19 protein-coding genes are annotated in these 26,890 nt (G+C 66.7%); 5 read left to right on the forward strand and 14 right to left on the reverse strand.

Annotated features, from left to right (window positions below; translation table 11 throughout):
• Positions 1 to 367: 367 nt before the first annotated feature.
• The 8 genes from GRB96_RS11405 to GRB96_RS11440 all read right to left on the reverse strand — a co-directional run bounded on the left by GRB96_RS11405 (position 368) and on the right by GRB96_RS11440 (position 14,346).
• Positions 368 to 2,269 carry an Eco57I restriction-modification methylase domain-containing protein gene (locus GRB96_RS11405; protein ID WP_161432257.1) on the reverse strand — a complete coding sequence of 634 codons (1,902 nt, stop codon included), beginning with the start codon at positions 2,267 to 2,269 and terminating at the stop codon, positions 368 to 370.
• Positions 2,270 to 2,272: 3 nt separating this feature from the next.
• A complete protein-coding gene (gene brxC / locus GRB96_RS11410; RefSeq protein WP_161432258.1) occupies positions 2,273 to 5,944 on the reverse strand; it encodes a BREX system P-loop protein BrxC in 3,672 nt (1,223 codons plus the stop codon).
• Between the two features lie 14 nt (positions 5,945 to 5,958).
• Positions 5,959 to 6,531 (reverse strand): BREX protein BrxB domain-containing protein, encoded by a 573-nt coding sequence (locus GRB96_RS11415; protein ID WP_161432259.1) that lies wholly within the window; start codon positions 6,529 to 6,531, stop codon positions 5,959 to 5,961.
• Positions 6,512 to 7,297, reverse strand: a complete 786-nt coding sequence (locus GRB96_RS11420) for a BrxA family protein (RefSeq protein WP_161432260.1) — start codon at positions 7,295 to 7,297, stop codon at positions 6,512 to 6,514. The genes GRB96_RS11415 and GRB96_RS11420 overlap by 20 nt, the downstream gene beginning before the upstream one ends.
• Positions 7,294 to 7,791 (reverse strand): BrxE family protein, encoded by a 498-nt coding sequence (locus GRB96_RS11425; RefSeq protein WP_161432261.1) that lies wholly within the window; start codon positions 7,789 to 7,791, stop codon positions 7,294 to 7,296. The genes GRB96_RS11420 and GRB96_RS11425 overlap by 4 nt, the downstream gene beginning before the upstream one ends.
• A 147-nt stretch (positions 7,792 to 7,938) precedes the next feature.
• Positions 7,939 to 9,459, reverse strand: coding sequence for a Fic family protein (locus tag GRB96_RS11430; RefSeq protein ID WP_161432262.1), 1,521 nt, complete (start codon positions 9,457 to 9,459; stop codon positions 7,939 to 7,941).
• A 97-nt stretch (positions 9,460 to 9,556) separates the two neighbouring features.
• The gene (locus GRB96_RS15805; RefSeq protein WP_161432263.1) at positions 9,557 to 13,027 is read right to left on the reverse strand and encodes an SNF2-related protein; all 3,471 of its coding nucleotides are present in this window, start codon (positions 13,025 to 13,027) and stop codon (positions 9,557 to 9,559) included.
• A 104-nt stretch (positions 13,028 to 13,131) separates the two neighbouring features.
• On the reverse strand, positions 13,132 to 14,346 hold the full coding sequence (locus GRB96_RS11440; protein ID WP_161432264.1) for a DUF4236 domain-containing protein: 1,215 nt from the start codon (positions 14,344 to 14,346) through the stop codon (positions 13,132 to 13,134).
• Positions 14,347 to 14,479: 133 nt separating this feature from the next.
• Between GRB96_RS11440 and mntA the strand changes: the two genes are divergently transcribed.
• Together mntA and hepT are read left to right on the forward strand one after the other, a co-directional pair.
• Positions 14,480 to 14,881, forward strand: a complete 402-nt coding sequence (mntA, locus tag GRB96_RS11445) for a type VII toxin-antitoxin system MntA family adenylyltransferase antitoxin (protein WP_161432265.1) — start codon at positions 14,480 to 14,482, stop codon at positions 14,879 to 14,881.
• Between the two features lie 31 nt (positions 14,882 to 14,912).
• Positions 14,913 to 15,317, forward strand: a complete 405-nt coding sequence (gene hepT / locus GRB96_RS11450) for a type VII toxin-antitoxin system HepT family RNase toxin (protein WP_161432266.1) — start codon at positions 14,913 to 14,915, stop codon at positions 15,315 to 15,317.
• On the opposite strand, the gene GRB96_RS11455 is transcribed toward hepT, so the two are convergent.
• The 5 genes from GRB96_RS11455 to GRB96_RS11475 all read right to left on the reverse strand — a co-directional run bounded on the left by GRB96_RS11455 (position 15,302) and on the right by GRB96_RS11475 (position 23,321).
• Complete coding sequence (locus tag GRB96_RS11455) at positions 15,302 to 16,756, reverse strand: DNA recombination protein RmuC (RefSeq protein WP_161432267.1); 1,455 nt, start codon at positions 16,754 to 16,756, stop codon at positions 15,302 to 15,304. The two genes, hepT and GRB96_RS11455, sit on opposite strands and share 16 nt — an antisense overlap.
• Positions 16,756 to 17,646: a DUF7281 domain-containing protein gene (locus GRB96_RS11460; RefSeq protein ID WP_161432268.1), complete on the reverse strand. Its 891-nt coding sequence runs from the start codon at positions 17,644 to 17,646 to the stop codon at positions 16,756 to 16,758. Before GRB96_RS11460 ends, GRB96_RS11455 begins: the two co-directional genes overlap by 1 nt.
• Positions 17,647 to 17,758: 112 nt before the next feature.
• Complete coding sequence (locus GRB96_RS11465; RefSeq protein ID WP_161432269.1) at positions 17,759 to 18,994, reverse strand: hypothetical protein; 1,236 nt, start codon at positions 18,992 to 18,994, stop codon at positions 17,759 to 17,761.
• Complete coding sequence (locus tag GRB96_RS11470; RefSeq protein ID WP_161433093.1) at positions 18,991 to 19,617, reverse strand: condensin complex protein MksE; 627 nt, start codon at positions 19,615 to 19,617, stop codon at positions 18,991 to 18,993. Before GRB96_RS11470 ends, GRB96_RS11465 begins: the two co-directional genes overlap by 4 nt.
• A 26-nt stretch (positions 19,618 to 19,643) precedes the next feature.
• Positions 19,644 to 23,321, reverse strand: a complete 3,678-nt coding sequence (locus GRB96_RS11475; protein ID WP_161432270.1) for an ATP-binding protein — start codon at positions 23,319 to 23,321, stop codon at positions 19,644 to 19,646.
• A 535-nt stretch (positions 23,322 to 23,856) separates the two neighbouring features.
• Between GRB96_RS11475 and GRB96_RS11480 the strand changes: the two genes are divergently transcribed.
• Positions 23,857 to 24,813, forward strand: a complete 957-nt coding sequence (locus GRB96_RS11480; protein ID WP_161432271.1) for a zinc metalloprotease HtpX — start codon at positions 23,857 to 23,859, stop codon at positions 24,811 to 24,813.
• 83 nt (positions 24,814 to 24,896) lie between these two features.
• On the opposite strand, the gene GRB96_RS11485 is transcribed toward GRB96_RS11480, so the two are convergent.
• Entirely contained in the window at positions 24,897 to 25,364 is a 468-nt protein-coding gene (locus tag GRB96_RS11485; RefSeq protein ID WP_161432272.1) for a hypothetical protein, read from the reverse strand.
• A 180-nt stretch (positions 25,365 to 25,544) separates the two neighbouring features.
• Between GRB96_RS11485 and nfo the strand changes: the two genes are divergently transcribed.
• Entirely contained in the window at positions 25,545 to 26,393 is an 849-nt protein-coding gene (nfo, locus tag GRB96_RS11490) for a deoxyribonuclease IV (RefSeq protein WP_161432273.1), read from the forward strand.
• The gene (locus tag GRB96_RS11495; RefSeq protein WP_161432274.1) at positions 26,390 to 26,878 is read left to right on the forward strand and encodes a GNAT family N-acetyltransferase; all 489 of its coding nucleotides are present in this window, start codon (positions 26,390 to 26,392) and stop codon (positions 26,876 to 26,878) included. The genes nfo and GRB96_RS11495 overlap by 4 nt, the downstream gene beginning before the upstream one ends.
• The last annotated feature ends 12 nt before the right edge of the window (positions 26,879 to 26,890 follow it).

The following is a 26,890-nucleotide window of genomic DNA, read 5'->3' on the forward strand; positions in this document are numbered from 1 at the left end:
TTCATCCATCTAATAACCAAATAAACATCAGCATAAAATGGAGAAAACACTCCACCCTTTGCAAATGAAGGAAAATCCTTTTTTCCTCGTAGAACTTCCCAATGCGTTCTAAGAAACCTACCATCATCTTTTGTTGAGGCCCCTATGGCTGCAATCCTTTCTTTATTTTGGACTGCAGGGTACTTAACAAAAGCCCTGCGCACTGGCTCACTGACCCAGTACGCAAATGGATTCCCCGGTATGTCATTAAATGTAGCTGAATCCACATCAAAGGTACGAGGATCAGTCTCACCTCGCCTAATGCTTTCACAAGCGCTTAACAGCGCCTCACTTTTATCAGATTCTTTTAGAAATCGCAGAAAATGGCTCATTCTTGCTTCTCCAACACATAGGCGGCAGCCTCTACCATGGCGTCGTCCATTACGCCATAACCCAAGTCAGCCATAACCTCTGGACGCCCAATGCCCAGCACTATGTTTTCACGCCATTTCCGATAGGTAGTTATAAAAAAACAGGCTCGTGACGTAACTGCTCCCAAGCGACCACCTTTATTGATAAGCGCTAGGCCACGTTCAACAAAGATCGCCAGCAAATCATTCTTGCTGTTGGGATAATCCTTTCCAAGTTTGGATTTAACTCCAGCACTGAGCGCGCCAAAAGGCGGATTCATCACTACCACGTCGAAGACCACGCGACAGAGATCAATCATGCGCAGGCCCTGCAAGGCATCCTGGGCGAAGAGGCGACTCTGATAGGTGGCGCCGGCTTCCTCGGAGAACTCGACCAAGGCCCGGCGCAGGCGCTCCTCGGCCTTCTGCCAGGTCTCCTGCTCCTGCTCGGCGAAAAGATCGCTGCCCTTGCCCACATAGACCTGGCGGATCAGCGCGGGGAGCTCCTTCTCGGCGCGCAGCAGCACGCCGAGCTCGGGCAGGCCCTTGAGCATCTGCAGGGTCTTCTCGAAGAGTTCGGCATCCTGGCGATCCAGACGGGCCATAAAGGCCTCGCGGAGCGCCTTTTCGGCAGGCGGGGCCACCGCGGCGATAACGTTGCCCTGCCCCACGTCCGGGCGCTCCATGGCCTGTACGCCGGCCTCGTGCCAGGCGCGCTGGGCACGCAACCACAGCGCCAGCGAAGCGATCTGGGCGGCACGAGGGTCGATGTCCACCCCGTAAATGTTGTGCTCGATGATCAGTCGCGGCACGTCGCGCAGCAGGGCCTCTTCATCGCCATAGGTATGGCAGAGCGGCGCGAAGCCGGCCTCCGGCTGGGTGGAGACGTCCAATGAGCCAGGGCCATGCTGCTGCTCCCACTGCCAGGCGTCGCGGTATATCTGCAGGAAGAGGTCGAAGGCGTAGAGGCCGAAGTGCATGGAGCCACAGGCCGGGTCCAGCAGCTTGAGGGTACGCGGGTCGCGCAGCTTGACTCCTGCCTCGGGCTGCTCGTCGGGCTTCACCAGCAGGTACTGACAGCTGTCGCGCAGCGGCGTGGTGCCGCCGGTGGCGTTGAACCATTGGCGACCCAGGGTGTTGTCGACCAGGAACTCCACCACATAGCGCGGGGTGAAGAACTGGTTGCGCACCGCCAGCTCCCGGCTGTTGCGCGGTGCCTGGCTTGCCTTGCGCATCGCCTTGCGCTCTTCCTGGCTGTTGAAGTACTGGTAGATCCAGCCGATGGTCTCGTCCAGCGCCCACAGCGGCTCAATCTCGTGGTCGTTGAGCAGCGCCAGCAGTTCGTTGAGCGCCGTCTCACGGGGGAAGAGCCGCCCTTGGGGCGCGAAGCGGTCGAATAGCGCCGGCAGATCGAGGGCGAACTCGTCGAAGAGGCTGAACAGGAAGGTCTGGTAGGCCTCGCCGGTCTCCCCCAGGGCGGTGCCGGCCACATGACGATAGAGCTCGAAGGCCTGGGACTGAACACCCTGGCTGACGGCGGGCAGCAGCAGCCCACGCGCCTCCATCATCAACAGCGCCGCCAGGCGGTTGAGCACGGTGAAGGCCTGTTCGCGGATGATGCGTTGGATGGCCATCTGGCGCTGGGTCTTGCTCTCGCCTTCCCCGGCCAGGTAGTGGGCGAGCGTTTCACGCAGCAGTGCTGCGGTGTGGCGTTCACGGTCGGTCAGATGGGTCAGCCGCGAGAGCTCGGTCACCTCGCCGGTGAGGGGATCGAGGCCGTAGTCCTGCTGCAGCTGCAGCGTGAACTCGTCAGTCAGTGTCTTGCGACAGTCGCTGACCAGGCGCTGCAGACGGTTGCGTGTACCTTGATCGAAGGCCATGACTTACTCCTTGTCGCGGTTCTCGGGGGCCTCATCGAAGGCGACGTCCAGCTCGAAGGCATGGGCGTACTCCAGCTCACCGCGCAGCTTCTGCAGCTCACGGATCATGGCGTCGAGGGTGTCCAGGGAGGTGATGCGCGAGCGCGTCTTGAAGCGCCGGGTGAGCACCTTCTTGTTCTCCTGGCACCCCTCCTGCTCCTCCTCGAGCTCTTTCTGCTCCTCGCGGATACGCTCCTGCTGGCGCTCGCGGCCGACCCGCTCGATATGCTCTTTGAGGGAGGCCAACTCCGCCTGGAGCTCGTAGTCACGGTTGACCAGACGCTTGAGCCCCTCGATATCAGTCGAGGCTTCCAGCGCCAGCGCATCCAGGCGGCCGAGCAGGTCCTGCTGCTCCTGGTTGGTCAGCTCAGGCCACTCCGGCACCCGGGCGAGCTCCTGCTCCGCCTGGCGCAGCCGCTGCTGCTGCTGTTCCTGCATGCGCTCGGTGGCCTGGCGTACCTGGCTGCGCAGCTCGGTGAGGCGGGTATTGAAATCCGAGGCGCTGCGGTACGCCTCCTCGGAAGCCAGGCGAGTCGCGATCTCCTTTAGCGGTTCGGCCAGCTCCGCCTTAAGCTCGCCAGGAATGCCGCTGCCGGGCAGCCCTTCGATGGCCTGGGCCAGAGCGCGCAGCTCCTTCAGGGTATCCTCCAGACCCTGCTCGAGCGCCTTCTTGAGTTCGGCCGCCCAGGTCAGGTTGTCATAGAGGCTGGATTCCTGCCGGCCCAACCGCTGGGGTGCGTCGGAGCCATCGGTGAGCAGGATGTCCGCCATGTCACGCCCCATCGCCTCGAGACGCTCGTCGCCGGGGAGCCCCAGAGCCTGCAAGCGGCCGGAGAGCGAGGCATAGCGCTGCTGAAGCTGGGGGAAGAGCTTGGTGGCCGCCTTGCTGATGGCATCCTCCAGCGGTACCACCATATCGCCGCTCAGCTCGGTCAGCCGCTTGGAAGCCAGCGCCAGCATGTCCATGGAGGGGCGGTCTTCGCGCAGAGAGATCCCCACGTTCTTGAAGGCGTTGTTGCTCTTCAGTGCCTCGATGGCCTGCTGGCCGTTGACGGTCACCTCGCGCCCGGAGACCTTCAGCTTGATCACCCCGCCGACGAGCATGGCGGCCACCAGGTAGCGCAGGGTGTCCTGGGACCAGCCGTAGGGAGCATCGCTGAAGCGACTTGAGAGGCTCTTGCCTTCCACCATGCCGACCCGGTCGATGTGGTCGCGGATGCTGACCAAGGCACGATGGTCGGTGTTGATGCCGGGCTGGCCACCTTGTTGGGTCACCAGGCCAAGGGGGTCCAGCTTCGTGGTGATTCCGCTGAGGTTGCCCACGCGCAGGAAGCGCTCGGCCAGATCGCTCTGCACCCGCTCGGGAGCCTCGCCATAGCGACTGAACACCTGACCTGCCACGCCAGCCAGCTGCTTGCGCGCGGCCTCGGGGAGCTCGCTGGCCAGGCTTTCCACCGCCGTGGTCTGCCCGCGGAAGATGAAAGAGCCCTGGACCAGGCTGCGCTTGATCAAGCGCTGCAGGTCGGCGCCCAGACGGCTGGCGCGCTCGACCTGGGCGCGGCAATAGTCGCGCACCTCCTGGTCGGGGTCGTGGCGGAACTTGGCGTCGATCTCCTGGCAGCGATAGATGTCCGCGGTGAGGTCATCCAGTTCGGGCGACTTGCGCCCCACCAGGTAGATCAGGTTCTCGTTGGCCTTGACCCGGGAGTCGTCCTGGAGGCGCGAGCGAGCGGCATCGTAGTCGGTGGGTTCGACCAACTCGACCACAGTCTGGATGGGATGGCGGTCCCCCGCCAGGGAGGTAGGCAAGCCCTCGGGGCCCTGGGTCTTGAGGCCGGTCTGCACCGAGAGCGAACCATGCAGCTGGGTGCTGGGCAGCGGCGAGAACACCTCCTCCAGCGCGCGGTTGAGGATGCGCTTCATTTCCACGCCGCGCAGCGGGATCTGGGTGCGCTCCTGCTCAATATCGTTGAGCTTCTCGCTGAAGAAACAGAGGAAGCCATCCTGCTCGCCGAAGGGCACGATCGAGTCACCGATCAGCTCCTCGATGGCGGCATTGATCTCCTCCGCCTGGCTGCCACTGGCTACCTCGGAGTGGATCAGGCTCGCGACGTTGCGCCGGGTAATCGGCAGGTTGCCGAGGATCTGCAGCACGGCCACTGTCTTGGCGATGCGCTGGGGCAGCTCGGCGTCGCGATAGCGGATCTTGGTGACCGTATTCACGGCCTTGTGCCAGTTGGGGAAGGCGCGCTCGATATCTTTCTCCAGGGCGTCGTAGAGGGTCACCGTGGTGGCCAGCCAGCCCACCGGCTGGTCGGCGACGGGTATGCGCTTGCCATCGCCCTCGATCAGGATGTCCTGGATCACCTTGATGGCCGAGCGCAGGCCGATGCCGCCGGTCGAGCGCGCCAGCGCCCCCAGCAGGTGCAGCAGGATGTCGAAATGCGCCGGCAGGAAGGGGTAGAGGTCGATGAAAGTCTGGCGATCGAAGTCGGCCCCGTAGGCGCGGGCATCCTCCAGCTTGGTGTTGTGGCGCAGCGCCTGGCCGTACTGGTCGAACAGCTCACCGAGCTGCTTGGCTCCGTCCGGCGACTTGCCGAGCAGGCGGGTATAGCAGATCTCCTTGATGTCATCGGCCTCAAGGTCGATGGAGATCGGGAAACGGTCCTTGAGCTTGAAGAGCTCCGGTGAGTTGAGCGAGGCCCGCGGATCATCCTCGGTCAGAGTCTGCTGGCCGGTGCCGATCAGCCACACCTTGCCGTTGCCCTGGGCCTTGATGTTCTTGGCCAGGCCATCGAGGTTGAGAATCAGCGGCTGGCGCGCCCCCACGTACTGCCCCACCTCGTCGACGATGAAGATCACGTGCTCCTTGCCGGAGTGCTCGCGCACGATGTCCAGCATCTCCTGCACACGATCATTCTCGAAACGGATCACCTCACTGGTGGCGGTATTGAAGGAGGCCGGCGTGGTGAAGAGCGAGGGGTAGAGCTCGTGGGCGATCTCCGGTATCAGGCTATCGACCACCAGCTCGTCGTTGCGATAGTCGCGCCAGGCCTCGCCACCGGTCTTCTCCTCGAAGAGCGTAAGGAACTCCTCATAGCGCCCCTCCTGCTTCAGGCGGCGCTCCAGGGAGGCCACCTTGAGGTTGCGCGAGTAGCCGGCCCACTGCAGCACCTTGTAGTAGAGGACGCTGGAGACCTCCTCCATGGTGGCACCACTGACCTGCTCGGTGGCCAGGTCCAGCATCAGCACGGCGGCAGGGAAGCGCTTGGCCACGGTACTCAGCAGCTGGCGGGTGGTGGTGTTCTTGAGACGGTCCTGGAGGTGTTGGCGGAAGGGCACCCCGTCGATGGTGACGCTGTCGTCGAAGGCCAGGCCGAGGTACTTGGTGAAGGAGCTCTTGCCCGAGCCGTAGAAGCCCGATACCCAGACGCCGACCTCATTCTCGCCACCGGCTTCCATGGCGACCTGCATCTTGGTCAGCAGCTGGTTGAACTGCTCGTCGATGGCGTCGGTGACCACATACTCGGAGATCTCCTTTCTCAGGCGCTCCTCCTGGGAGACGCCGTAGGCGATCACCTTCTCGATACTGCGGTAGATATCGCGGCTGGGGTCAAAAAGCTGTTTGATTTCCATGAGTCACTCCTTCCTTAGCCGCCGACGTGGACCGACCGGTAGTTGCCATCTTCCGGGTAGAAGCCCAGAAACTTGAGCCGCGTCTTGCCGGTGCGCACACCCGGGTAGAGGAATACGGTGGGCACGTGGAAGCGTCCCTGTAGCTGGCCTTCGATGACCCCGATGCGCATGTAGGGGTGCAGCGCCTCCAGGTCGGTCACAAGCAGGATGCTGGCTGGGTTGCCCTCCAGCTCGCTCAGCTTGGCCTCGAGACGCTCCTGCAACGCGCCGTTGGCCACGGCGTTGGCGAGCGACGTATTGGTCTTCTTCCAGTCCTGGGGATTGCGCTGATCGGCCGCCAACCAGATCTTGCGCATGCGGGCCTGGGTGAGGATCTCGTCGACCGCCTCAGCGATGGAGAAGGTGTGAACGTCCCATCCCTCGTTGCCCAGCCGGCTCTTCCAGGCGGCCAGATGACGCTTCACGGCCAGGATCTGCTCCGGGCGAAACACCAGGTAGAAGATCGGCTCGAAGCTGGCATGGCCGAATTCGCGGCCGTGGCGTATCCGCTCCATCAGCTCGTTGAAGTCAGTATCCAGCGAGGACATCGACCACCTTCTGCATATTCTTGTGCTGCCAACTGATGTGGGTGACGTCACCGGCGGTCTGCATGATCAGCAGCCCCTCGAGCGAGAGCCGCTTGAACTGCTCCCGCACATCCACGCGCTCCAGGCCGAAGAGCTGCCAGTCGGGATGGTTGAGCACCTGATTGTCGCCCAGATCCTGCAACTTGAGGTCATAGGCCAGGTAGCCGGCCACGCGGGTGGAGAGACGCAAGGAATAGAGCCGGCGTGGCCCACGCAGCCGATCCTCCAGCAAGCCGAAGTCGGCGCAGGCACTGAGCAAGTAACCGGACATCCGGCTGATGGTGCTGTCAGCCCAGCGCTTCTGGGTCCTGCCCTCGCGCACGGCATCCTCGACGAAACGCAGCGCATCATCCCGGGAGAGGCTGTTTCGCCCGGAGGTATAGCGCGGCCAGTACACCTCGCGAATGAAGTCGGCAAGGATGACGTTGGCTCGCGCGGTATGCAGCATCAGCAGCTGGCGGCGCTCGTCGCTATCGAGACAGGGAAAGAGCAGCTTCACCGATTCGGCGACACCTGGCTGGCGCAGGTAGCGTGGGGCAAAGCACTCCTTGACGATGTTGAGCAGGCGACGTGCTGTCACCAGAGGAAACTGGCCGGACTCGAGGGCTCGCTCGTATAGCTGCTGAGTAGACATGTCCGGCTCGTAGAGCTCGAGAAGCCGCTGGGTCTCCTCGATCAGCCCCAAGCCGGCCTGAAGCTGGGTGGTGTAGAGAGGCGGCTGACTCACTGCGCCTCCCGCAGGTAGGGATAGGTCTGGATACCGCGTCGGAAGGCGTCCAGATAGAGGCCGGCCATGACAGCGAGTGCGGTGCCGAGATCTTCTCCGAGGTCACCCACCACCACCGGCCCCTCCTCCGCCTGCTGAGGCGAGGCCAGCGTCTGCAGTCTCGCCAGGGCGTTGTCCGGTGAAGCCGTGTGGGCGAGGAGCCGCTCACCCTCCTCGCGGTCGGCGATCAGGCTGGCGGCACCCTGTTCGTAGTGCTCCGGCATATGGAAGAGGTGGAGGGTGCGGCCTACACCGATGCGTTCATCGTGAACCCGGCGCGCGGCCTCCAGCACACCCTGGTATTGCGCCTGATGAGCGGAGCGCCCGAACACGGGAGTCAGGAAGGCCATGGCGGTCTGGCCGAAGAAGTGGGAGCCCCACCAGGCGGGGGACTGCTCCCCCAGGTAGCCGACGAGCACACGCAGCTCGGCCAACTTTGCTGCATCCTTGATCATGTTGTCCCCTGCATTCCCGCGGAGGTGAACGCTAAACCACTGATAAACCTTGGGCTAACGATGATGCCGCTCACCTCCTTTTGAAGCCATGTTACGCCAGGCTAACAAACGGCGCGAGGCCTGATCAGGCAGCCGTAGCCAGCATAGTCATGGGCCAGCGGGCTCACCCTGCTCCTCATCGACAAGCGCCTTCCGGGCTTCCGCTTCGATGGCGTCCAGCACCTCTTCGGGTACCTGGTAGCGAAACTGCTTGCGGCGATTCTTCGAGAGCACGCCGTCATGGCTCAGGCACATCATCACCAGCCGTGACAGATCGCTGCCGCGCACATCGAAACGCGTGTCGATGGCGCGATAGACGCGGTCGAAGCAGGCCAGGTAGCGAGTTTCCGCCTTCAGGTCCTCCCTCAGTGCCTCCCTCGCCATACGCAGCGTGAAGGCCACCGCCTGGGTGGCATCCCAGTATCGATAGAGGTTTTCGCTCCCCTCGAAGTGGAATTCATGATGGTCGGCATCGATCCAGTTGACCCGCCACTGCTCCCGAGCCAGTGTCGAGAAGGCTTCGAGTGCCGCGAGGTAGTCGCCTTCATGCCGCTTCATGGCGATGGAAATGGGCAGCAGATTGCCACGCGGCAACTCGCCCAGCCGGCACAGCGTATGGTGCAACAGAAACCGGGAAATGCGGCCATTGCCGTCCATGAAGGGGTGCAGGAAGACGAAGCCGAACGAGATCACGGTGGCGGCGACAAGTGCCGGCACACGCTCGACGGAAGAGCCGCCCTGCCCCTCGGGCAGCCTATTGGCCCATCCCATGAGCGCTTCCATCAGGGTCTCACAGAGCCCGGGAGGTGGCGGCAGATAGCTGACACCGATGGCACCCGGCAGCCCGTTATGCAGATAGTTCTGCTCATGGCGAAAGGCGCCCGCCTTGTCGAAGGGATTGCTGACAACGCTGTTCTGAAGGGCCACCAGATACTCTTCATCCAGTGGCTGGCCATCATGTGCCTTGCGCAGCAGTTGCATGAAGCGGTGCTGCTTGTCGGGGGATGGCGATTCGCGCTCGATCTCGAACGAGGACTGCGTCTCGCTGAGATAGGCCCATTGGATGGCGCGATCCAGCATGCCTGGCGGCAGAGACGCCATGAAGGCACGCGCCTCGGCCAGGATATCTTCCCGCAGGAGCGCCTCGATCTCGGGAGTCCGACGCACCACTGGGCAGTATTGGAGGGTGCCCAGGCCATTGACGTCCACACGCCAGCGGCTGTTACGCCTGGCCGGGCCCGTCAGGTAGCGCTCAGGGTCGAACAGCGGTACGGCGCTGCCCTTGACCGAGGGCTCCAGCGGCAGCAGTTCCACGAAGCTCTCGTACAGGCAAGCCACTCGACGCAGATAGATGCCGTTGGGTGACGCCTCCAGGGCCGCAACAAGCGTCTCGACCGGCAGGTGTGGCAGCGTCTCGGCAAGAATGGCCAGGTCCACGCCCTCATGCTTCAGGGCGAACAGCAGATGCGAAAGCACGTCATCATCTGATGGCGCACGCTCCGGCGGCACGGCAAGTTCTTCCTCGAGCCACATCAGGCGCGTCACCGGGCGCACTCGCGCCGGGCATCGCGGCGGCAGGACACCCAGCGCCAGGTGCTGATGAAGATGCGCATAGCCAACGTTTTTCATCACCATGCCCGGTTAACGAGATATTTCGTTGACTACAGCAGGAAAATCTTCAGTTCTCAACAAAGACTGGCTTTTTTCTTGACCCCTGCCCCGCTCGTTACACCACCGGCGCAAACAGCAGCGCCAGGTCTTCCTCGTCGAACAGCGGGCCGTCGCCCTTTTGTTCTGCGCCGCCCTCGAGGATGGAGGCGGCGAGGTCGGCCTTCCGCGCCTGCAGGTCGAGGATGCGCTCCTCCACGGTGCCGGCGCAGACCAGCTTGTAGACGAACACCGGATTCTGCTGGCCCATGCGGTGGGCGCGGCCGGTGGCCTGGGCCTCCACCGCGGGGTTCCACCAGGGGTCATAGTGGATCACGGTGTCCGCGGCGGTCAGGTTGAGGCCGGTGCCGCCGGCCTTGAGGCTGATCAGGAACACCGGGATCTCGCCCTGCTGGAACAGCGCCACGCGCTGGGTACGGGTTCTGCCGGGGGTGTCGCCGGTCAGGGTGGTGAAGGGAATGCCGTCCTTCTCGAGGGCGTCACCGATCAGCGCCAGCATCTCGGTGAACTGGGAGAAGATCAGGATGCGCCTGCCCTCCTCCACCAGCGGCGGCACCAGCTCGCGCAGCTGGTCGAGCTTGGCCGAGCGCTTCGTCTTGCGCGCGCTGTCCAGCTTGACCAGCCGCGGGTCGCAGCACACCTGACGCAGCTTGAGCAGCGCATCGAGCATGACGATGCCGGAGGCGGCCAGGCCGCGCTCGGCGACGGCCTGCTGGACGCGCTGGTGCTGGGCCAAGCGCAGGCTCTCGTAGAGCTCGCGCTGGGCGCCGCTCAGAGTGACCTCGCGGCGGGTCTCGGTGATCTCCGGCAGCTCGGTCAGCACCTGCTGCTTGGTGCGGCGCAGCATCAGCGGGGCGATGCGCCGCGAGAGACGCTGACGTAGCTCGACATCTCTCTCCTTTTCGATGGGGGTGCGGAAGCGCTGTCCGAACCATTGCTGGCTGCCCAGGGCGCCCGGGGCCACGGCATCGAGCTGAGCCCACAGCTCACCCAGGTGGTTCTCCAACGGTGTGCCGGTCATGGCGATGGCGCGCTGGGCGTTGAGCTCGCGCACCGCGCGGGCGGTCTGGCTGGCGGCGTTCTTGATCGCCTGGGCTTCGTCGAGCACCAGCAGGCCGAAATCATGTTCGCGCAGCCGCTCGAGATCGCGCATCAGGAGCGCATAGGTGGTCACCGCCAGGTCAGCGTCGGGCAGCGCTTCCTCGAACTGGCGCTCGCGCTGCGCCTTGCCGCCCTGCAGGGCGACCACCTTGAGCTCGGGGGCGAAGCGCTCTGCCTCCGCACACCAGTTGCCCACCAGGCTGGTGGGCGCCACCACCAGGGTCGGGCGGGTCAACGCGCCACGGGCACGCTCGTCGAGCACATGGGCCAGCACCTGCACCGTCTTGCCCAGGCCCATGTCGTCGGCCAGGATGCCGCCGGTACCGAGCTCGGAAAGGAAGCGCATCCAGGCGATACCGCGGGCCTGATAGTCGCGCAGCTCGCCGGCGAAGCCCTCCGGCGCCGGCAGGCTGGCGGGCAGCTCGCGCAGGCGCCGGGCCAGGGCGGTGACGTCCTCGCGCCCGGCCCAGCGCTCGTGCTCGGCCAGCGGCGCCAGCTTCTCGGCTGCCATCACCGGCAGGCGCACGGCCGCCTCGTCGTCTTTCTCGTCGCCGAGCCAGTCGAGGATCGGCGCCATCAGCGAGCGCAGCCGGGAAAGGGGCATCACCAGCCGGCGATTCTCCGGCAGGGCCAGCGTCCAGCTGGCGTCGTCGGCCTCGCCCTCGGCGGGCTCCAGCGGGAAGGCGGGATCCCGGAACAGCCGGCGCAGGATGGGCAGCAGGTTGAGGCGCTCGCCCTCCACCTCGATATCCAGTGCCAGGTCGAACCAGCCATTGCCGGCCGGCTCCAGCTCGCCGACCCAGTCATCCGGCTCGACGACGGTAGGTTCCTCGGGGAAGTCATCGCTGAAGATGACCACACAGCCCGCTTCGCGCAGCCTGGCGATCATCTCCCACCACTCGTCGGGCCCGGCCAGGTGGGTTGGCCACTCATTGGCACAACGTGGCGGCGTGCCTTCGCGCGGCAGCAGCAGCGACCATTCGGGCAGATCGAGGTGCGCCGGCACGGCATCGATCTGCTGCAGGCGCTCCAGGGTCACCATGCCGGGCGGCAGGTTGCGCACCAGGGCCAGCTCCGCCTCGCGGTCGCGCTTCACGGTAAGGTGCTGGCCGTCGCGGAAGGCCTGGTGGCTCTCGCCCTCCTCCGGTGGCACCTCGATTCCGGCGTAGTCGAAGCCCACCACGGCGGCGCCCACCTCGATCCAGTGCGGCACCATGGCGCCGTCGCGGTAGCCCAGTTGGCCGGTGGCGACTCTCATGGTGACCTTGAGGCGCGGTGCCACTCCCTCAAGGGTGCGCTCCTCGACTTCCTGGGGGGCCGGCAGCCGCCTGGAAAGACCCGGGACCCGATGCAGACGCTCGGTCAGCCAGCCGCTCATCTCGGGGGGCAGCGGCGGCGCGCGGCGCAGGCGCATCAGCACGTCGGGGTCACCTTCCAGTCGCCCGATGCGACCGCGCCGCTCATCGAGATAGCACAGCTCGGTGCCGGCCCGCACGATCACCGCCTGATCCGAGATGACGTCGGCGGGTTGGGTATCCGCACGCAGGTGCTGGTTGCCATCGGCATCGGGCTCCCAGGCGAGGGCCAGCCGACAACTGGGGCCGGGGTCGAGCATGGTGCCGGTCTGCTTGGGGTGGAACAGCAGCGGAGGGGTATCGCTCTCCAGCAGCGACCACAGGGCGCGCGCCTGGAAGGCGTGGGTGACACGGCTCCAGCGCTGCTCATTGGCTCCCACATACTGCCGCCGCTGCTCGCCCAGCATGAGCAGCTCCAGCGCCTCTTCCTCATCCGCTGCCAGTCCGTGAGGCGGCCTGGGGGTGAGCCCGCCACCGCTGCGCACCATGATGGGTCGCGGCTTGACCCAGCCGTTGCCGCGGCTGCGCTGTTTGGCGGGGCGCAGCCACACCGGCGACACCTGCAGGGTGGGGGCACGCGGGTCAGGGTCAACGTCGAGGAACAGCGCCAGGCGATAGTCACTCTCCAGTTCCTCGACGTAACGCCTGCCGCCAAGTGGCGTCTGGAGCTCGGCAAGCCAGGACTCCCAGCGCTGCTCCAGCAGCGCCGTGTCGTCACGTGGCGGAATGCCATCGGCCTCCAGGTCATCGATGAAGCTCTGGATCACCGCCACCGCGTGCTTGCACTGGCGTCCCACCGGGCAGCTGCAGTCGCTGACCACCCCCATGCTGTGGTCATCAGGATCCACCGCGAGACTGGTGAGGTAGCGCCTGTGACCGCTGCCCTCCACCTGGGCCCGCAGCACCAGCATCTCTCGTTCTCGCTCGAGTCGGATTCCGTGACGCACCTTGCCCTGCCGCGCATAGCCACGCCCACGGGTCAGCGAGCGTGGATCGAAGCTGCGCTGCCAGGGGATATCCTCCAGGGTGTGGTAGAGCTTCAGGGCGGGGGCGGCGAGTTGGGGATCCGACACGAATAGTCCTCACGGCTTGAAGGCGAGGCCAGTATTGGAACGAAACCCGCCGCCGAGAGCAACCAGAGAACCGCCCGACGCTACGCCTGACGCCCGGCGTCACCCTACACCAGCTTCAGCGGCTCGATGTCGCGGAAGATTCCCGTCTTCGTCATGTCGCGGCGCAGGGTGAAGGCCTCCAGGGCGGCCACCGGGTCGACCTGGTCGAGGCGGTCGAAACGGATCGCCTCCCACTGGGCGCGAGTGACCTTGACGCTGTAGAGGTACTGGTCGCGCTCGGCGCCGGTGGCGGGGTCGACCACCTGGCGGTAGCCGGAGACCCGCGCCTCCTTCACCCCCGGCAGGCGGGCGAACACCGCCCCCAATACACGGAAGGCGATGCCGTGGACATGGTCGCGGTAGAGCTTGCGCTGGCAGGTATCGCTCAGCCGGCGCGACGAGAGCTTGAGCTGTTTGGGGGGCATGCCCCAGTAGCGATCGGGCATCTCCTCCTCGCCGGGCAGGTCGATGTCCACCGCGATGGTCGAGATATCGCTGCCCAGGTCGAAGTCGATCAGCGTCTCCCGCGGCCAGTCGATCTCCTCCAGCCGCTCACGCAGGGTCGCCTCCATCGCCTCCGGATCGTCCCAGACGCCCTCGCTCTCGCGGCGATGGCGGGCAAACTCGGCGGCATCGTGCTCCGCCTTGCGCCACTCCCAGGCTCGATAGCGCTCGTCGAACTCGGCCTTCAGGCGCCGACTCTGCGCCTCCCGGGCTCGCCGGGCCGGAGGCCACAGCGCATGCCACCACACCGGGGCCAGCGGCTGAAACGGTGCCGGGGGCGGCTCGTCGAAGTCGCGCATCGCGTAGCCTGTGACCTCGGGCGCCGGGGTCTCCTCGTGGAGGCGCCCCAGGCGGTCGAGGTCGGCGTTGAGGCGCTCGCAGTGGGCCTGGAGCTGCTCGCGCAGGCTCGCCTCGGCATGGCGACGCACCTCACGCGCCTCGGCATCCGACATCGGCGTGCCATCGGCATGGAAGTAGCGGAGCTGGCCGCTCTCGTCGATCTCGAGGGTCAGCGCCAGGCTATCGCCCTCGGCCAGCCGCTGGGCCAGGGCCGAGGCCGCTGCGCTCCGGCTGGCACGCCGCTGGCGACCAGCGCCGGAAAGCTTCTGCCGATAGGAGAGGCCGGTGCCGGGGATCCCGGCATGACCATGCACGCCGCTGGGCCCGACACTTAGGCTGGCACCCCGCGGGCCCACCGAGAGGCCCAGGCCGCGCTTGCTGAGGTTGAGGCGCACCCCGGGTGCCAGGCGGATGCGACGCTGGAAACGAAAGGCCATCTCGACTCCCTGCTCCCTATGCTGACTTCCTACGGTCCTACCCCCATGGCTCAACGGCTGCATACCTGCCGCCTGAACCTGTGATGGGGATGGTAGACTGGCGGCAAACCTTCATCACGCCAAGGGATTCACTATGCCGGATATCGACATCCTGCTCGAGGCCTTCGCCGACATGGCCAGACGCGAGCCCAGCATCGCCGTGCTGTGGCTCTACGGCTCCCACGCCAAGGGCACTGCGACCGCTCAGAGCGACATCGACCTGGCCGCAGCCTTCCGCGACTTCGAGCAGGACCCGCTGGAGCGGCGCCTGCGGCCCGAGCTGCTGACTCAGGCCTGGCAGGATGCCATGGGGCTGGAGGCGGAGCGCCTCTCCATCGTCGATATCAACCTGGCTCCCCTGCCACTGGCCCATGCCGTGATCCGCACCGGAAGGGTGCTGCAGGCCAACGACCGACTGCGCCTGGCCCGCGAGGAAAACCGCATCACCTCTATGTGGGAGCTGGATCACCTCTACCATCAGCAACAATTCGCCTGATGCCTCAGGTACCGACCACAGGACCCCCGCGATGGAACCCGAATACATCGATGCCATGGGCGAGCACCTGGCGACGCTTGCCGAAGAGCTGGAGCAGCTACATGAGGCGTCCACGATGGCGAACGGTCTCAACGCCCTGCTCTACCGCGCCGCCGAACGCAACCTGCAGCTGCTGACGGAGGCCTGCATCGGTATCGCCAAGCAGCGCCTCAAGTCGCAGGGCAGCGTTGTTCCGAGCGATGCCCGCAAGGCGTTCGACAAGCTGCGCGAACAGGGACTCGATGCCAGCGACGTCCCCTGGAACAAGGTGATCGGGCTGCGCAATGCGCTGGTGCACGACTACCTGAATCTTGATGCCGCGATCGTCGAGTCCATTATCCGCCAGCGAGAGTATCGCCGGCTGCTCGACTTCGCACAGGCTCAGCTCCGCGCCTGATCGTCGCTCCGCCCATCACCCGGCGGGGCCGTGCCCACTTCGAGCCTGGCACGCTCGAGGATCTCGGCAGGCAGCTCCTTCTTTACCGCCACGCCCAGTTCGCGGAACTCGCTGGCCTGCTTGACCAGGTTGCCACGGCCGTTGACCAGTTGCCCCAGCGCGCGGTCGTAGCTCTCGCGGGCGCCATCGAGCTTGCGCCCCACGTCCTGCATGCTGTCGAGGAAGGTGGAGAGCTTGCTGTGGAAGCGCTCGGCCTTGCGGGCCAGCTCGGCGCTGTGGCGGCTCTGGTTCTCGAAGCGCCACAGCTGGCCGACGATATTCAGGCTGGTGAGCAGCGTGGTGGGAGTGGCCACCAGCACGTTGCGCTCGATGGCGCGCTGGTAGAGGGTGGCGTCGTGGCGCAGCGCCTCGATATAGGCCGACTCCACCGGGATGAACATGATCACCACCTCCGGCGAGTTGAGCCCCGGCAGGTCGTAGTAGTGCTTGTCGGCCAGCTCCTCGATGCGATCGCCCACCGCCCGGGCGTGGTCGGCCAATGCCCGCTGGCGGGTCGGCTCGTCCTCGGCGTTGACGTACTCCAGGTAGGCGGCAAGCGAGGTCTTGGCGTCAATCACCAGATGGCGCCCCTCGGGCAGGTAGACCAGCGCATCGGGGCGGCGCTTGCCCGCCTCGGTGGTAAAGCTCTTCTCGCGCTGGTAATCCTCTCCGGGGCGCAGACCGGCACTGTCGAGCACGTTCTCCAGCATCAGCTCGCCCCAGTTGCCCTGGACCTTCTTCTGCCCCTTGAGCGCCTCGGTCAGCTGGGCGGCCTGGTCGGTGATATCGCGATTGAGCTGCTGCAGGTGCTTGAGCTCGGTGGTCAGGCTGGCGCGCTGGGCGGTCTCCTGGTGGTGCAGGGTCTCGACCTTCTCGCGGAAGCCCTTGATCTCCTCCTGAAAGGGCTTGAGCAGCCCCTGCAGGTTGCGCTCGGAGAGCGACGAGAAGGCCCTGCCCTTCTGCTCCAGCAGCTCATTGGCGAGATTCTCGAACTCCACCTTGAGCTGGCCCTTGCTCTCCTCCATCCACTGCAGCTGGCGGGCGAAGTGCGCCTCCTTCTCCTCCAGGCGAGTGGTCAGCTCGCCATGGGTCTGCTTGAGCGCATAGTAGGCCTCGCGGAAGCGGTCGAGCTCCCGCGCCTGGGCCTGGTTGGCTTCGCGCTGGGTCTCCACCTCGCCTTCGGCTACCTGCAGCGCCACCGTCTGCTCGCGGGCCTCCAGCTGCTGGGCATGCAGCTCGCCACGTATGGCCTCCCGCTCGCGGCGTGCGTTGCTCAGGCGACGTTGCTGGAGGGCGAAGGCGATCACGAGGCCTGCCGCGAAGGTGGCCAGGCCCAGGATCAGCTGGGTCGTGTCGAGCGTCTGCAGGAGTTCCACGGTGGCGTCTTCCGGTTGGGGCATCAGGGAGTCGGGCGGGGGTGCAGCGGCACCGCGACCCAGTCGTCGGCGCTGCCGAACCACTGCTGCAGCAGGCCGCGCTGCTCACCGAGCAGGATGGCGAGATAGCGAGCCAGCGGATGCTCCTCGGGCAGTCGCGCCGCATGCTGGCGCAGCGCCGCCTGGAAGCGCTGTTGCGTGGGGGGCAGCTGCTGGACATTGGCACGCTCGGCCACCAACTCAAGGGGTGGCAACAGCTGGTGGCTGGCACCTCGCTCCAGGGCAATGCTCACCCCCTTGGCATCGAAGTCACCCAGGTAGAGGTGCGGCCGACCGCTTGCGGCCCAGTCGGTGGCCAGGTCGGTGAAGCCGCCGCCATAGAAGCTATCGCCGCGGTAGAGCACCAGCGGGCGCGGCCAGGACGAGAGTGCCGGCAGCGTGTCGGGCAAGCCGTAGAAGCTGTCGAGGTTCTCGACCTGCACCAGGGCGTCGAAGGCGGCGAGTTCGAGGTCGTGCCGGTCGAGATCGAGGCAGTCGTGCGCCCGGCAAGCGACCCCGGGACGGCTCACCGCCGGCAGGCTGGCCAGCACGCGGCGGGCACGCGGCTTCTCGCGGACGCCCTTCGCCTCGCGGTTGCCGAGTTCCGCCTGCTCGGCGGTGGAGAGGCCTGAAAGCTCGGCGGCGATGGCGGGCTCGCCCAGGGCGGCCAGGGCCTCGTCGATGCGGTCCAGCAGCTCACGGTCGAGCACCAGACGGGCATGGGTGAGGCGCGCACCGAGTTCGATATCGTGCGCCTGGCACCAGGCCACGATCTCGTCGACCGCCCTGCCCCGGCGTTTCCCCACCACGGGCTCGCAGCGGAGCCGTTCGGCGGCATCGCGAAGCTGTTTGCGGGCGCTTGTGGTCAGGTGCAAGGGGGTCTCCTCCTATATCGGGCGCCTGCGGCGCCATCGCGCAGGATCTGCGCTCCTACAGTCAGGCCTTCCACCTGTGGGAGCCCGATTTATCGGCGATCAAGTCCGTCCGTCAGGCGAGCTGAAGGGTGACGTCGTGGATCAGCCGGACATGATTGTAGCGGCTCGCCTGGCTCTCCTGCTGGCTGAGGCGGAAGGCGCGCTGCTCGCTTCTGGGCAGCCCCTGGAATTCGGCGATCACCTGGAACAGCCAGATCTCCTCGCTCCACTCGTACTCCCCCTGCTGCAGGAACTCCAGAGCGCTGAGCCCCTCGCCACCGTCCACCACCGCCAGATAGAAGCGCTCAACGTCCTCCTTGAGGGCCTGCTGGCGAGCGGCCACGAGGGTGTCCTCCTGAGGCGCGGCGGCACCCGCGGCGGTCACCGGTTGCGGGCGCGGAGCGGGCCGCGGCAGGCGGTGCAGCAGTTCGCCGAGCACACGGCTATCGGGATGGTGGTCCAGGGCAGCAGCACCGGCGGCGACCAGCGGGGCGGCGCGGTTGACCAGTGCCGGCACCTCGCCGCGCCGGGCGTAGTTGCCGGGGACGAAGCCGGGGTGCTCACGCAGGAACCCGGCCATGCCGGCCACCAGGCGGCTGCGCGACTGCTGCTGGCGGAAGCGTGCCATCAGCTCGACCAGGCGCCGCTGTACCTCACGCAGGCTGGTGTAGTGCTGGGTAAGCTGCTGCTGCAGGCCGCTGACCAGCAGCTTGCGCAGCGCGCCGTCGCTGCCCACCAGCTCGATCAGCTCGTCGAAGTCGATCAGCGCCAGGCCGTCGAGCAGGCGCACGATCTGTTTCTGGGCGCGCTGGTTCTCGCGGATCTTGTCGCCCAGGCGGCTGACGAAGCCGAAATCGCCGTTGAGGCGTCGCCACAGGCTGTCGATGGCGTCGGCGAAGCGGCCATTGAGGTCATCCACCTCCTGGCGCAGGCGCAGCAGCTGCTGCTCCTGACGCCAGTATTCACCGCCGTCGCGGGCCTCGCGGTAGCTCTGCACCAGGCTACGTAACAGCTCCAGGGTCTCGGCCACATCGGCGTTGACGTGGCGGCGGCTCTCGTCGGCGAGCATCTCGGCGATCAACTCGCGCACCTTGGGCGCCAGCTTCACCCCGCCCTGCTCATCCGGGCGCCACAGGATGCGTGCCGCCAGCAGCCGGTTGAGGGCGGTGGTGCTCAGCCCCTCCAGCGGCACCTCGTCCCGGGCGTAGCCGGCCATCAGCGCCTCGGCGTGCTTGCCCAGCAGCGCCAGGCGCTCGACCCCGGTGCTGACCAGGCGGCTCTCCAGGGCGTGGGGATGGTCGACACTCACAGCAGGCTCTCCTGGCCGCTCGGCGCCTGGTCATCCACCGGCAGGTTCTCCTCGTCGCGGATGAAGCGCGCCAGGTCGATGAGGTAGTCGATCTTGGCGGTGACCAGATAGTACTGGCGGTCGGCATGGGGCTGGAGCAGGTAGCCGTGCTCCCTGAGCCGCTTGAACACCTGCTTAAGCTGGGCGTCGAGCTGGTCGCTCTGGGAGCCGAAGAAGGGGTCGCTGGCCAGGCGCTCGAGACGCTCGCGCAGCCCCTGGTTGTCCTCGCAGCGCGAGCTGAAGTCGGCGGGCTTGAGCACCTCTCCGGGCGCGGCCGGCCCGTCGCGCCCCAGCGCCTCCTGGACCAGCTGCAGCCACTCCAGCAGCGGCAGCAGGCTCGCCACGGTCTCGCCCAGCTGCCGCGAGAGCTGCTCCCGGGCGGCCTCGTCGAGCACACGCCAGGCCAGGAAATAGACGCTGCCCTCGTCGTTGCTGGCCAGGCGGCGGTTGAGCGGGCGCAGGTAGGCGTCGATCCGCTCGCGGGTCTCATCGTCCTGCAGGCGGCGAAAGGCGCCCTCGTCGCTCACCGCGCAGATGAACTCGCCGGCCAGCAGGCGCTCCAGCAGGGGACCGAACTCTACCATGGAGCGCTCCATCGGGGTATGTTCACTCATGATGCCGCCTCCTCGGCGCGGGCCTGCAGGCGCTGGGCCAGGCGGCTCAGGCGCGGCTCGATGCGCTTGAGGCGGCGCTTGGCGGGGGCGGCCTCGTCACGGTCGATCAGGTAGCGATTGTGGAACAGCAGCAGCACGTCCGACTCGGGATTGGGGAAGGCGCCGACGATATGGATGCGGTTGTTGTCGCAGGCGTCGAACAGCTTCTCGACGTTGTGGTAGGCCAGGGTGCCGATCTCGTCGATGGGCCAGTGGATGACGATCTCGGCCGGGCCACGCAGCAGTCGGGTGAAGGCGAGAAGGAACTTGCACAGGATCAGGTAGGCCATGCCGTGGCTGGAGGACTCCAGCAACTGGCGGTCGTTGCGGATCACCAGGTCGGTGCCGCCCTCGTTGAGGTGCAGCTCCAGGCGCAGCAGGCTCTCGAAGCTGTACTGCTGGTCGCTGCGCAGCAGCTCCACCACGTCGGCCAGGGCATCCAGGTAGTCGTCGCCGGGGAGCGGCTGGCCCGAGTCGCGCCACTCGCGGTAGCGCTGGGCGAAGCGTTTGAGCGGCTCCCAGAAGCCCAGCTCGTCGATGGTCGACTGGATCCTCACCTCGGCGCGGCCGATGCCCTCGAGCACCAGGTCGTCGGCCACCTCGTCGGAGAGGCGCCGGCTCTGGGCGCTGATGCGCCGATTGAGGTCGCTGAATACGGTGAAGAACTTGTCGAGGTCGTCGGAGAGGTTGCGCCCCTCCTGCAGCAGCTGCTGCTGTTGCCCCTCGAGCAGCTGGAGCATGCCGGCGATCACCGGCAGCAGGCGGCGCGGGCTCTCGCCGTCGAGCCGGGCGCGTTCGGCCGCAAGGGTGGCCTGGAAGTCGGCGCTGGCCCCCTTGATCAGCTCGGACTCGAGCTTCTCGCAGCCACGGCGCAAGGCGTCGAGCTCACGGGCGTGGTCGGTGAGACCCTGGCGCAGACGCTCGATGCGCTCCTCCACATCCCCCGGTGCCTCGCCGAGGGGCTCGGGAGCCGGCTCCAGGGCCAGGGTTTCCAGCTTGTCGAGCAGCGGCGCCAGGGTCTCCACCAGCGCCCTGGCGTCGTCACGCCGGGTGGCAAGTTCGCTCACCGCGGCCTGATGCTCGCTGCGGGCAGTACGGAAGTCGGCAGCATGCTGTTCGCGCTCCCGCGCCAGGGCATCCCGGTCGCGGGCAAGCTCGGCCTCCTTCGCGACCAGGCGCGGCTTGCGCTCGCCCCACTCCACGCGCATGAAGTGACGATACTCCCTCAGTTCATCCTCGCGCTCGGTGGTCTGTCGAATACGCTTGCCCAGCGCCTCCAGCCGCGCGCGGGTATCACGCACGGTCTCGGGGTCGACACCCTGCTCGGCCAGCTCGCGGTCGAAGGCGGCGGTGAGCTCGTCGCGCTGGCGGCGATGCTCCTCCTTGTGCTCGGCGAGCTGGCGGCGGTACTGGGCGACCTGCTGGTCGAAGCCAGCCAGCCGCCCCTGGAAGTCGGCGGTCAGCTCCAGGCGCTGGGCACGGTGGCCATCGGCCAGCGCCTCCAGCGCCCGGCGCTGCTCGTCGCGCAGCGCCTGGTGAGCGGCCTCCTGCTCCGCCAGTGTCTCCTTGGCGCTGGCCTGGCGCGCCTGCTGGGCGGCGGCGTGGCGCTGCTGGCACTGGCTGCGGGCCTGCAGGGCGTAGTCCACCTCCTCGGCGGCACGGCGGCGGGCGACACGCGCCCGCTGGAGGCGGGCATCGGCCTCCTGCACCTTCTGGTGGCAACCGCGCAGCGACTTCTCGGCAGTCGCTTCGCCCTCCTCGGCCTGGGCCAGCGCCTGCTCGGCGGCTTCGATCTCGGCCAACAGGCTGGCCTCGTCCTGGGCATAGTCGGGCAGCGCGATGGCAGCGAGGTCCAGGGCGAGCCCGAACAGGTCGTCGCTGCCCTCCTCGTTGAACTGGGGAGCGAGGTCGCGGCGCTCGAGCAGCTCCGGGGCGATCACCTTGCCCAGGCTCTGTTCCCAGCCTGGGCGGTGATGGCGCAGGAAGTGACGCAGGCTGCCCTGGGCGGGATCACGCTGGATCAGCAACTCGTCGAGGTGTCCGCGGGCACGCGACAGCTGGGTGCGGGCCAGCTCCAGGTCGCGCTCGGCCAGCCCCCGGGCCTGGCGACACTCATCGAGTTCACCACGCAGTGATTCCACGGCGGCGGCAGCGGCGCTCTGCTCGCTCTGGGCCTGGTCGACCCGAGCCTGGGCCTGCTCTGCCTCGCGGGCCTCCTCCGCGCTCTGGGCGGTGTGGGACAGCTGCGCCTTGAGTTCGGCGAGACGCGCGGTCACCTGCTCCAGGCGGGCGCGATAGTCGTCATCCAGGGCCTGGCGGCGGGCCTGGTAGTCGGCCTCCAGGCGACTCTCGGCCTCGCTCTGCTGGTCACGGCAGGCCTCCTTCTCCTCGCCCAGGGCATCGATCAGCGCCTGGAGCTCGTCGCGGCGCGACTCGAGCAGGTCGCCCAGCTCCACCAGGCGCGCCTCCAGCTTGGCCTTGCTCTCCTTGACCGCCTGCTGCATCAGCTCCAGGTGGTCGCGCAGCTGTTGCTGCTGCTCACGCCACTGGGGCAGCGCCTTGAGGTCCTGCTCCAGGCCCGGCATATCCGCCGCCTCGTAGGCCTCGAACTGGCGCTGCAGGTCATCGAGAACGCCGCGGGTCTGGTCGAGCTCGCTGTCGACACGGCTGGCACGGTCGTTGAGGGCGTCACGGCGCTCCTGATAAGCCGTATCAAGGGCCTTGAAGTCACGCTGGCGCTGCTGGATCTCGGCCTCGCGCTCGGCCTGGTCCCGCGCGGCACGGTGGCGGTCCGCCTCCAGCTGGGGCTTGAGCTGCCACAGCGTCGCCTCAAGGTCGGCGATCTCGCGATCCAGGCGTTCGAGCTCACCCAGCGAGCGCTGCAGCGGCTCCAGGCGCATGGACTGGCGCATGCGAGCGATCCACTCGCGGGCCTTGGTATTGCGGATACGGGTCACCGGCAACTCGACCCCGTCCTCCTCGAAGATCGCCGCCAGCATGGTCTTGAGGGTATCCATCTTGCCCTCCTTGGCATGCACCGCGGAGACCAGCTTCTCCATATGCCGGATGCGCTGGCCGGGACGCACCAGGCTGAAGCGGGCGGCCACCTGGCGCAGGCGCAACCCCTCCTTGCTGTTGCCCCGAGGCTGGGTCCCGGTCTGGGTGAAGTCGTTCTGGATCACCGCGCGATACTCGGAGGTGGCCCCCAGCTTGGGCGAGACCGATACGCCCCGCCGGCGCAGGCCGTTGGCCCACTGGGCATAGTCCAGGGCGGCCACGCCGGCCTCGCTCTCGACCAGGTAATCCTCGGGGCGGTAGGCGTCGCCGACGAAGCGGTACTCGACTCCGCCCTCGCTGCGCCGGGTCAGCACCGCCTGGCACACATCACCCTCCTCGCGGCGGTATTCGTAGACGAGATAGCTGTTGCGATGCGGCAGGTAGAAGGCATCGAACTTGAGGCGCGTGCGTGGCACCACCTTGTTGGGCAGCTCACCATAGAACACCGGCACCAGCCGCTGCAGGGTGGTCTTTCCCGAGGCATTGGTACCGCAGATATTGGTGTGGCCATCCACACTGAGCTCGACCACGCCCTCGAGGTGGCCGTGTATCATCACGATGCGAAGCAGCTGGCCCATGTCGCGTCCCTGGTCGTTTGGCATGGCGGTAGCCGGGTCATCGCCGGCGAGCGCACATAGTGCCGGAGCGGCGCTGGCTTCTCAATTGGGCCCGCGGGAGGCAGTGGGCGCAGGCGACCCGAGGCAGCCGTGAGTCGGCACCTTAGACGGTGGAGCAGACGAGAGGAGAAGCGAGAAAGAGACGAAAGAGGGAGCAGAGGTAGGGTGGCCGTCCCTGGCCGGGGGAAACTGGGTCAACGAGGCTTAGTCGATATAGGTGGCGATCGCCTCGCGGCAGGATCGGATGGCCTCGGCCTTCTCCATCAGGTGTTCCAGGATTTCCGGGATGTCAATGGACAGTGGCATGGGGTATCTCCAGGTTGATTACCAGCCTAATAGAACCCATCCCCGCGCCTTTTTCAATCTCTTTGGTAAGGGTTTCCATAATTCTTGCGCGACTGTAACCGAATGTTTCTTCACGACTTCAGCGCGTGGTTCCACCGGCAGGTGCCAGCAGGACCCGGGCGCGGTAACCTGTTGGCATCAGGAGGATACGATGCTCTCTCGCTTCACCGCCCAGCGCCTGCACAACACCCTTCAGCACCTGCTGATCCTGGCCGGCATGTCGCTGCTGCTTGCGGTGCCCGCCTGGTTGCTGGCGGGAAGCGGCGGTGTGCTGTGGGCCTTCGGCCTGGTGATGCTGACCCTCTACCTCGGTGGTCGGATACCGGCGCGACTGGTGCTGGCGCGCACCGGCGCCGGGGTGCTGCATCGCCACCAGGCGCCGCAGCTCTATCGCGTGATGGACCTCCTCTATCGGCGAGCGGGGCTCACCCAGCAGCCCTGGCTGTTCTATGTGCCGTCGCCGGATCTCAATGCCTTCGCCGTGGGGGATGCCGAGGACGGCGGCATCGCCATCACCGAAGGATTGCTGCACGGCCTGTCCCTGCGTGAGTTGGCCGGCGTGCTGGCCCACGAGGTCAGCCATCTGCGCCACGGCGACACCCGGGTGATGTCCATGGCCGCCACCATGACGCGGCTCACCATCTGGGGGGCCTTCCTGGTACAGCTAGCGCTGATCGCCATGCTGCCCATGGCCATGGCCGGCGAGATCCGCATGCCCTGGCTGGAGCTGATGGTGGTGGGGCTGGCCCCCGTGGCGAGCACCCTGCTGCAACTGGCACTGTCGCGTAACCGCGAGTTCACCGCCGACCTGGAGGCGACGGCGCTGACCCGCGATCCGCAGGGCCTGGCCGACGCCCTGGAGGCCCTGGAGCGACGCAACGGGATGTGGCTGACGACCCTGTTCGGCCGCAGGCAACTCCCGAGCTGGCTGCACTACCTGCAGACCCATCCGCCGACAGATGAGCGGGTGCGGCGCCTGCTGGCGCTGGCCTCGCAGCAGGGGCCCCGGCCGCCCTCCTCGCGCCCCTCCCATCCACTGGTGGAGACACGCCCGGAGCGCCAGGGGCATCGCTACTGGCTCGGCCGCCCCGGCAACCGGCGCCAGTGATGTAACGCAGACGGCACCCCGCGGGGTGCCGTCATGCCGGGAACCACGGTCGCCGAGGCGACCGCAAGCCCATCCGAGGAGGATTACTGGGCGGGCGCCTGCTGCTGTTGCATCTGCTGCTGCATCTGGCGCATCTGCTGCTGGCGCTCCTCGATCTGGCGTTCCAGCTCGTCTCGCTGCGCCGGGCTCAGGGCCGCCTGCATGCGCGACTGCATCAGCACGCTCTCGGCGGTCATCTCGCCGGTGAGGTCACCCAGCAGCTCGGCATCCTGGCGAATGGCGGCCTCGTCGAATTCAGGGCCGGCATTCTGCTGCAACCGCATCTGCACTTCCTGGGCCTCGCTGCGCAGCGACTGGATACGCTGGCGAGACTCGCTGAGCAGGCTCACCAGCTCCTGCTCCTGGCCCTGGTCGAGGTCCACCATCTGGTCGAGCTGGGCCACCTGGTCCTCGGCGCTGGGCGCCTGGCCCTGGGGCATCTGCTGGGCGAAGGCCGGCACGGCGAGCGCCAGGGACAGTGAGGATACGGCGAGCGACTTGCGCAGGGTCATGGGATCTCCTGAGTCTTAGAATTGGCCCCTGACCCTAGCGGACCGCATCGGGTGGCGTCCACCGTCGCCACGAATCCATGCCCTCTGGTTCGACGCTGGGGTTCGGCCTTCGGATCGGCGACAATCCCGTGATCCACCCCCCTGGAACCCTGGACCAGACAGCACACAGGACCCTACTGCATGAAATACATCGGAGCCCATGTCAGCGCCGCCGGCGGCGTCGACCAGGCGGTCGAGCGCGCCGTGGCGATCGGCGCCAACGCTTTCGCGCTGTTCACCAAGAACCAGCGCCAGTGGCGAGCCAAGCCGCTCGACGAGGCGGTGGTTACTGCCTTCCGCGACGTCTGCCGACGCCACGGCTTCGGTCCGGGACAGATCCTTCCCCACGACAGCTATCTGATCAACCTCGGCCACCCCGAGGCCGAGGGGCTGGCCAAGTCCCGGGCTGCGTTCCTCGACGAGATGCAGCGCTGCGAGCAGCTGGGCATCGACCGCCTCAACTTCCATCCCGGCAGCCACCTGCGCAAGATCAGCGAGAGCGACTGCCTGGCACGCATCGCCGAGTCGCTCAACCAGGTGCTCGCCGAGACTGATGGCGTCACCGCGGTACTCGAGAACACCGCGGGTCAGGGCAGCAACCTGGGGTGGCGCTTCGAGCAGCTGGCCGAGATCATCGAGCAGGTGGAGGACAAGTCGCGGGTCGGCGTGTGCATCGACACCTGCCACGCCTTCGCCGCTGGCTATGACCTGCGTACCCGGGAAGCCACCGTCGCCATGCTCGACGAATTCGACGCCGTGGTGGGCATCGAGTACCTCAAGGGGATGCACCTCAATGACGCCAAGAGCGAGCTTGGCAGCCGGGTGGACCGTCACCACAGCCTCGGCCAGGGCAATATCGGCAGCGACTGTTTCAGCGCCCTGATGCAGGACCCGCGCACCGACGACATGCCGCTGGTACTGGAGACCATCGAGCCCGCCATCTGGGCCGAGGAGATCGTCTGGCTGCGCACCCAGCAGGAGGCGGCATGATCACCTTGCGAGCCTACCACCCCGACGACTGGCCCGCGCTGTGGGCCATGCTCGCGCCGGTGTTCCGCGCCGGCGAGACCTATGCCGTGCCCCGGGACATCACCGAGCAGGATGCCCACCGCATGTGGATCGAGCTGCCGCGGGCGGTACGGGTGGCGGTGGACGAGGCGGACAAGCCGCTGGGCACCTACTACATGAAGCCCAACCAGGCCGGCCCCGGCGACCATGTCGCCAACTGCGGCTATATCGTCGCTGCCGAGGCGCGAGGCCGTGGCTTGGCGGGGCAGATGTGCGAGCACTCCCTGGGACTCGCCCGGGAGCTCGGTTTCACCGCCATGCAGTACAACCTGGTGGTGGCCACCAACACGGTGGCGGTGCGGCTATGGCAGGCCCACGGCTTCGCGGTGTGCGGCACGCTGCCCGGCGCCTTCCGCCATCCGGTGCTCGGAGCGGTGGACGCCCATGTGATGTACCGCCGGCTCTGACACTCCCCGCCC

It is taken from the genome of Halomonas alimentaria, assembly GCF_009902005.1.
Classification (GTDB): Bacteria; Pseudomonadota; Gammaproteobacteria; order Pseudomonadales; family Halomonadaceae; genus Halomonas; species Halomonas alimentaria.

Coding starts and splice junctions, on each gene's coding strand:
- GRB96_RS11405 (WP_161432257.1), bottom strand. CDS start 2,269: ATGGCCTTCGATCAAGGTACACGCAACCGTCTGCAGCGCCTGGTCAGC.
- brxC (WP_161432258.1), bottom strand. CDS start 5,944: ATGGAAATCAAACAGCTTTTTGACCCCAGCCGCGATATCTACCGCAGT.
- GRB96_RS11415 (WP_161432259.1), bottom strand. CDS start 6,531: ATGTCCTCGCTGGATACTGACTTCAACGAGCTGATGGAGCGGATACGC.
- GRB96_RS11425 (WP_161432261.1), bottom strand. CDS start 7,791: ATGATCAAGGATGCAGCAAAGTTGGCCGAGCTGCGTGTGCTCGTCGGC.
- GRB96_RS11430 (WP_161432262.1), bottom strand. CDS start 9,459: ATGAAAAACGTTGGCTATGCGCATCTTCATCAGCACCTGGCGCTGGGT.
- GRB96_RS11440 (WP_161432264.1), bottom strand. CDS start 14,346: ATGGCCTTTCGTTTCCAGCGTCGCATCCGCCTGGCACCCGGGGTGCGC.
- mntA (WP_161432265.1), top strand. CDS start 14,480: ATGCCGGATATCGACATCCTGCTCGAGGCCTTCGCCGACATGGCCAGA.
- hepT (WP_161432266.1), top strand. CDS start 14,913: ATGGAACCCGAATACATCGATGCCATGGGCGAGCACCTGGCGACGCTT.
- GRB96_RS11455 (WP_161432267.1), bottom strand. CDS start 16,756: ATGCCCCAACCGGAAGACGCCACCGTGGAACTCCTGCAGACGCTCGAC.
- GRB96_RS11470 (WP_161433093.1), bottom strand. CDS start 19,617: ATGGTAGAGTTCGGTCCCCTGCTGGAGCGCCTGCTGGCCGGCGAGTTC.
- GRB96_RS11475 (WP_161432270.1), bottom strand. CDS start 23,321: ATGGGCCAGCTGCTTCGCATCGTGATGATACACGGCCACCTCGAGGGC.
- GRB96_RS11480 (WP_161432271.1), top strand. CDS start 23,857: ATGCTCTCTCGCTTCACCGCCCAGCGCCTGCACAACACCCTTCAGCAC.
- GRB96_RS11485 (WP_161432272.1), bottom strand. CDS start 25,364: ATGACCCTGCGCAAGTCGCTCGCCGTATCCTCACTGTCCCTGGCGCTC.
- nfo (WP_161432273.1), top strand. CDS start 25,545: ATGAAATACATCGGAGCCCATGTCAGCGCCGCCGGCGGCGTCGACCAG.
- GRB96_RS11495 (WP_161432274.1), top strand. CDS start 26,390: ATGATCACCTTGCGAGCCTACCACCCCGACGACTGGCCCGCGCTGTGG.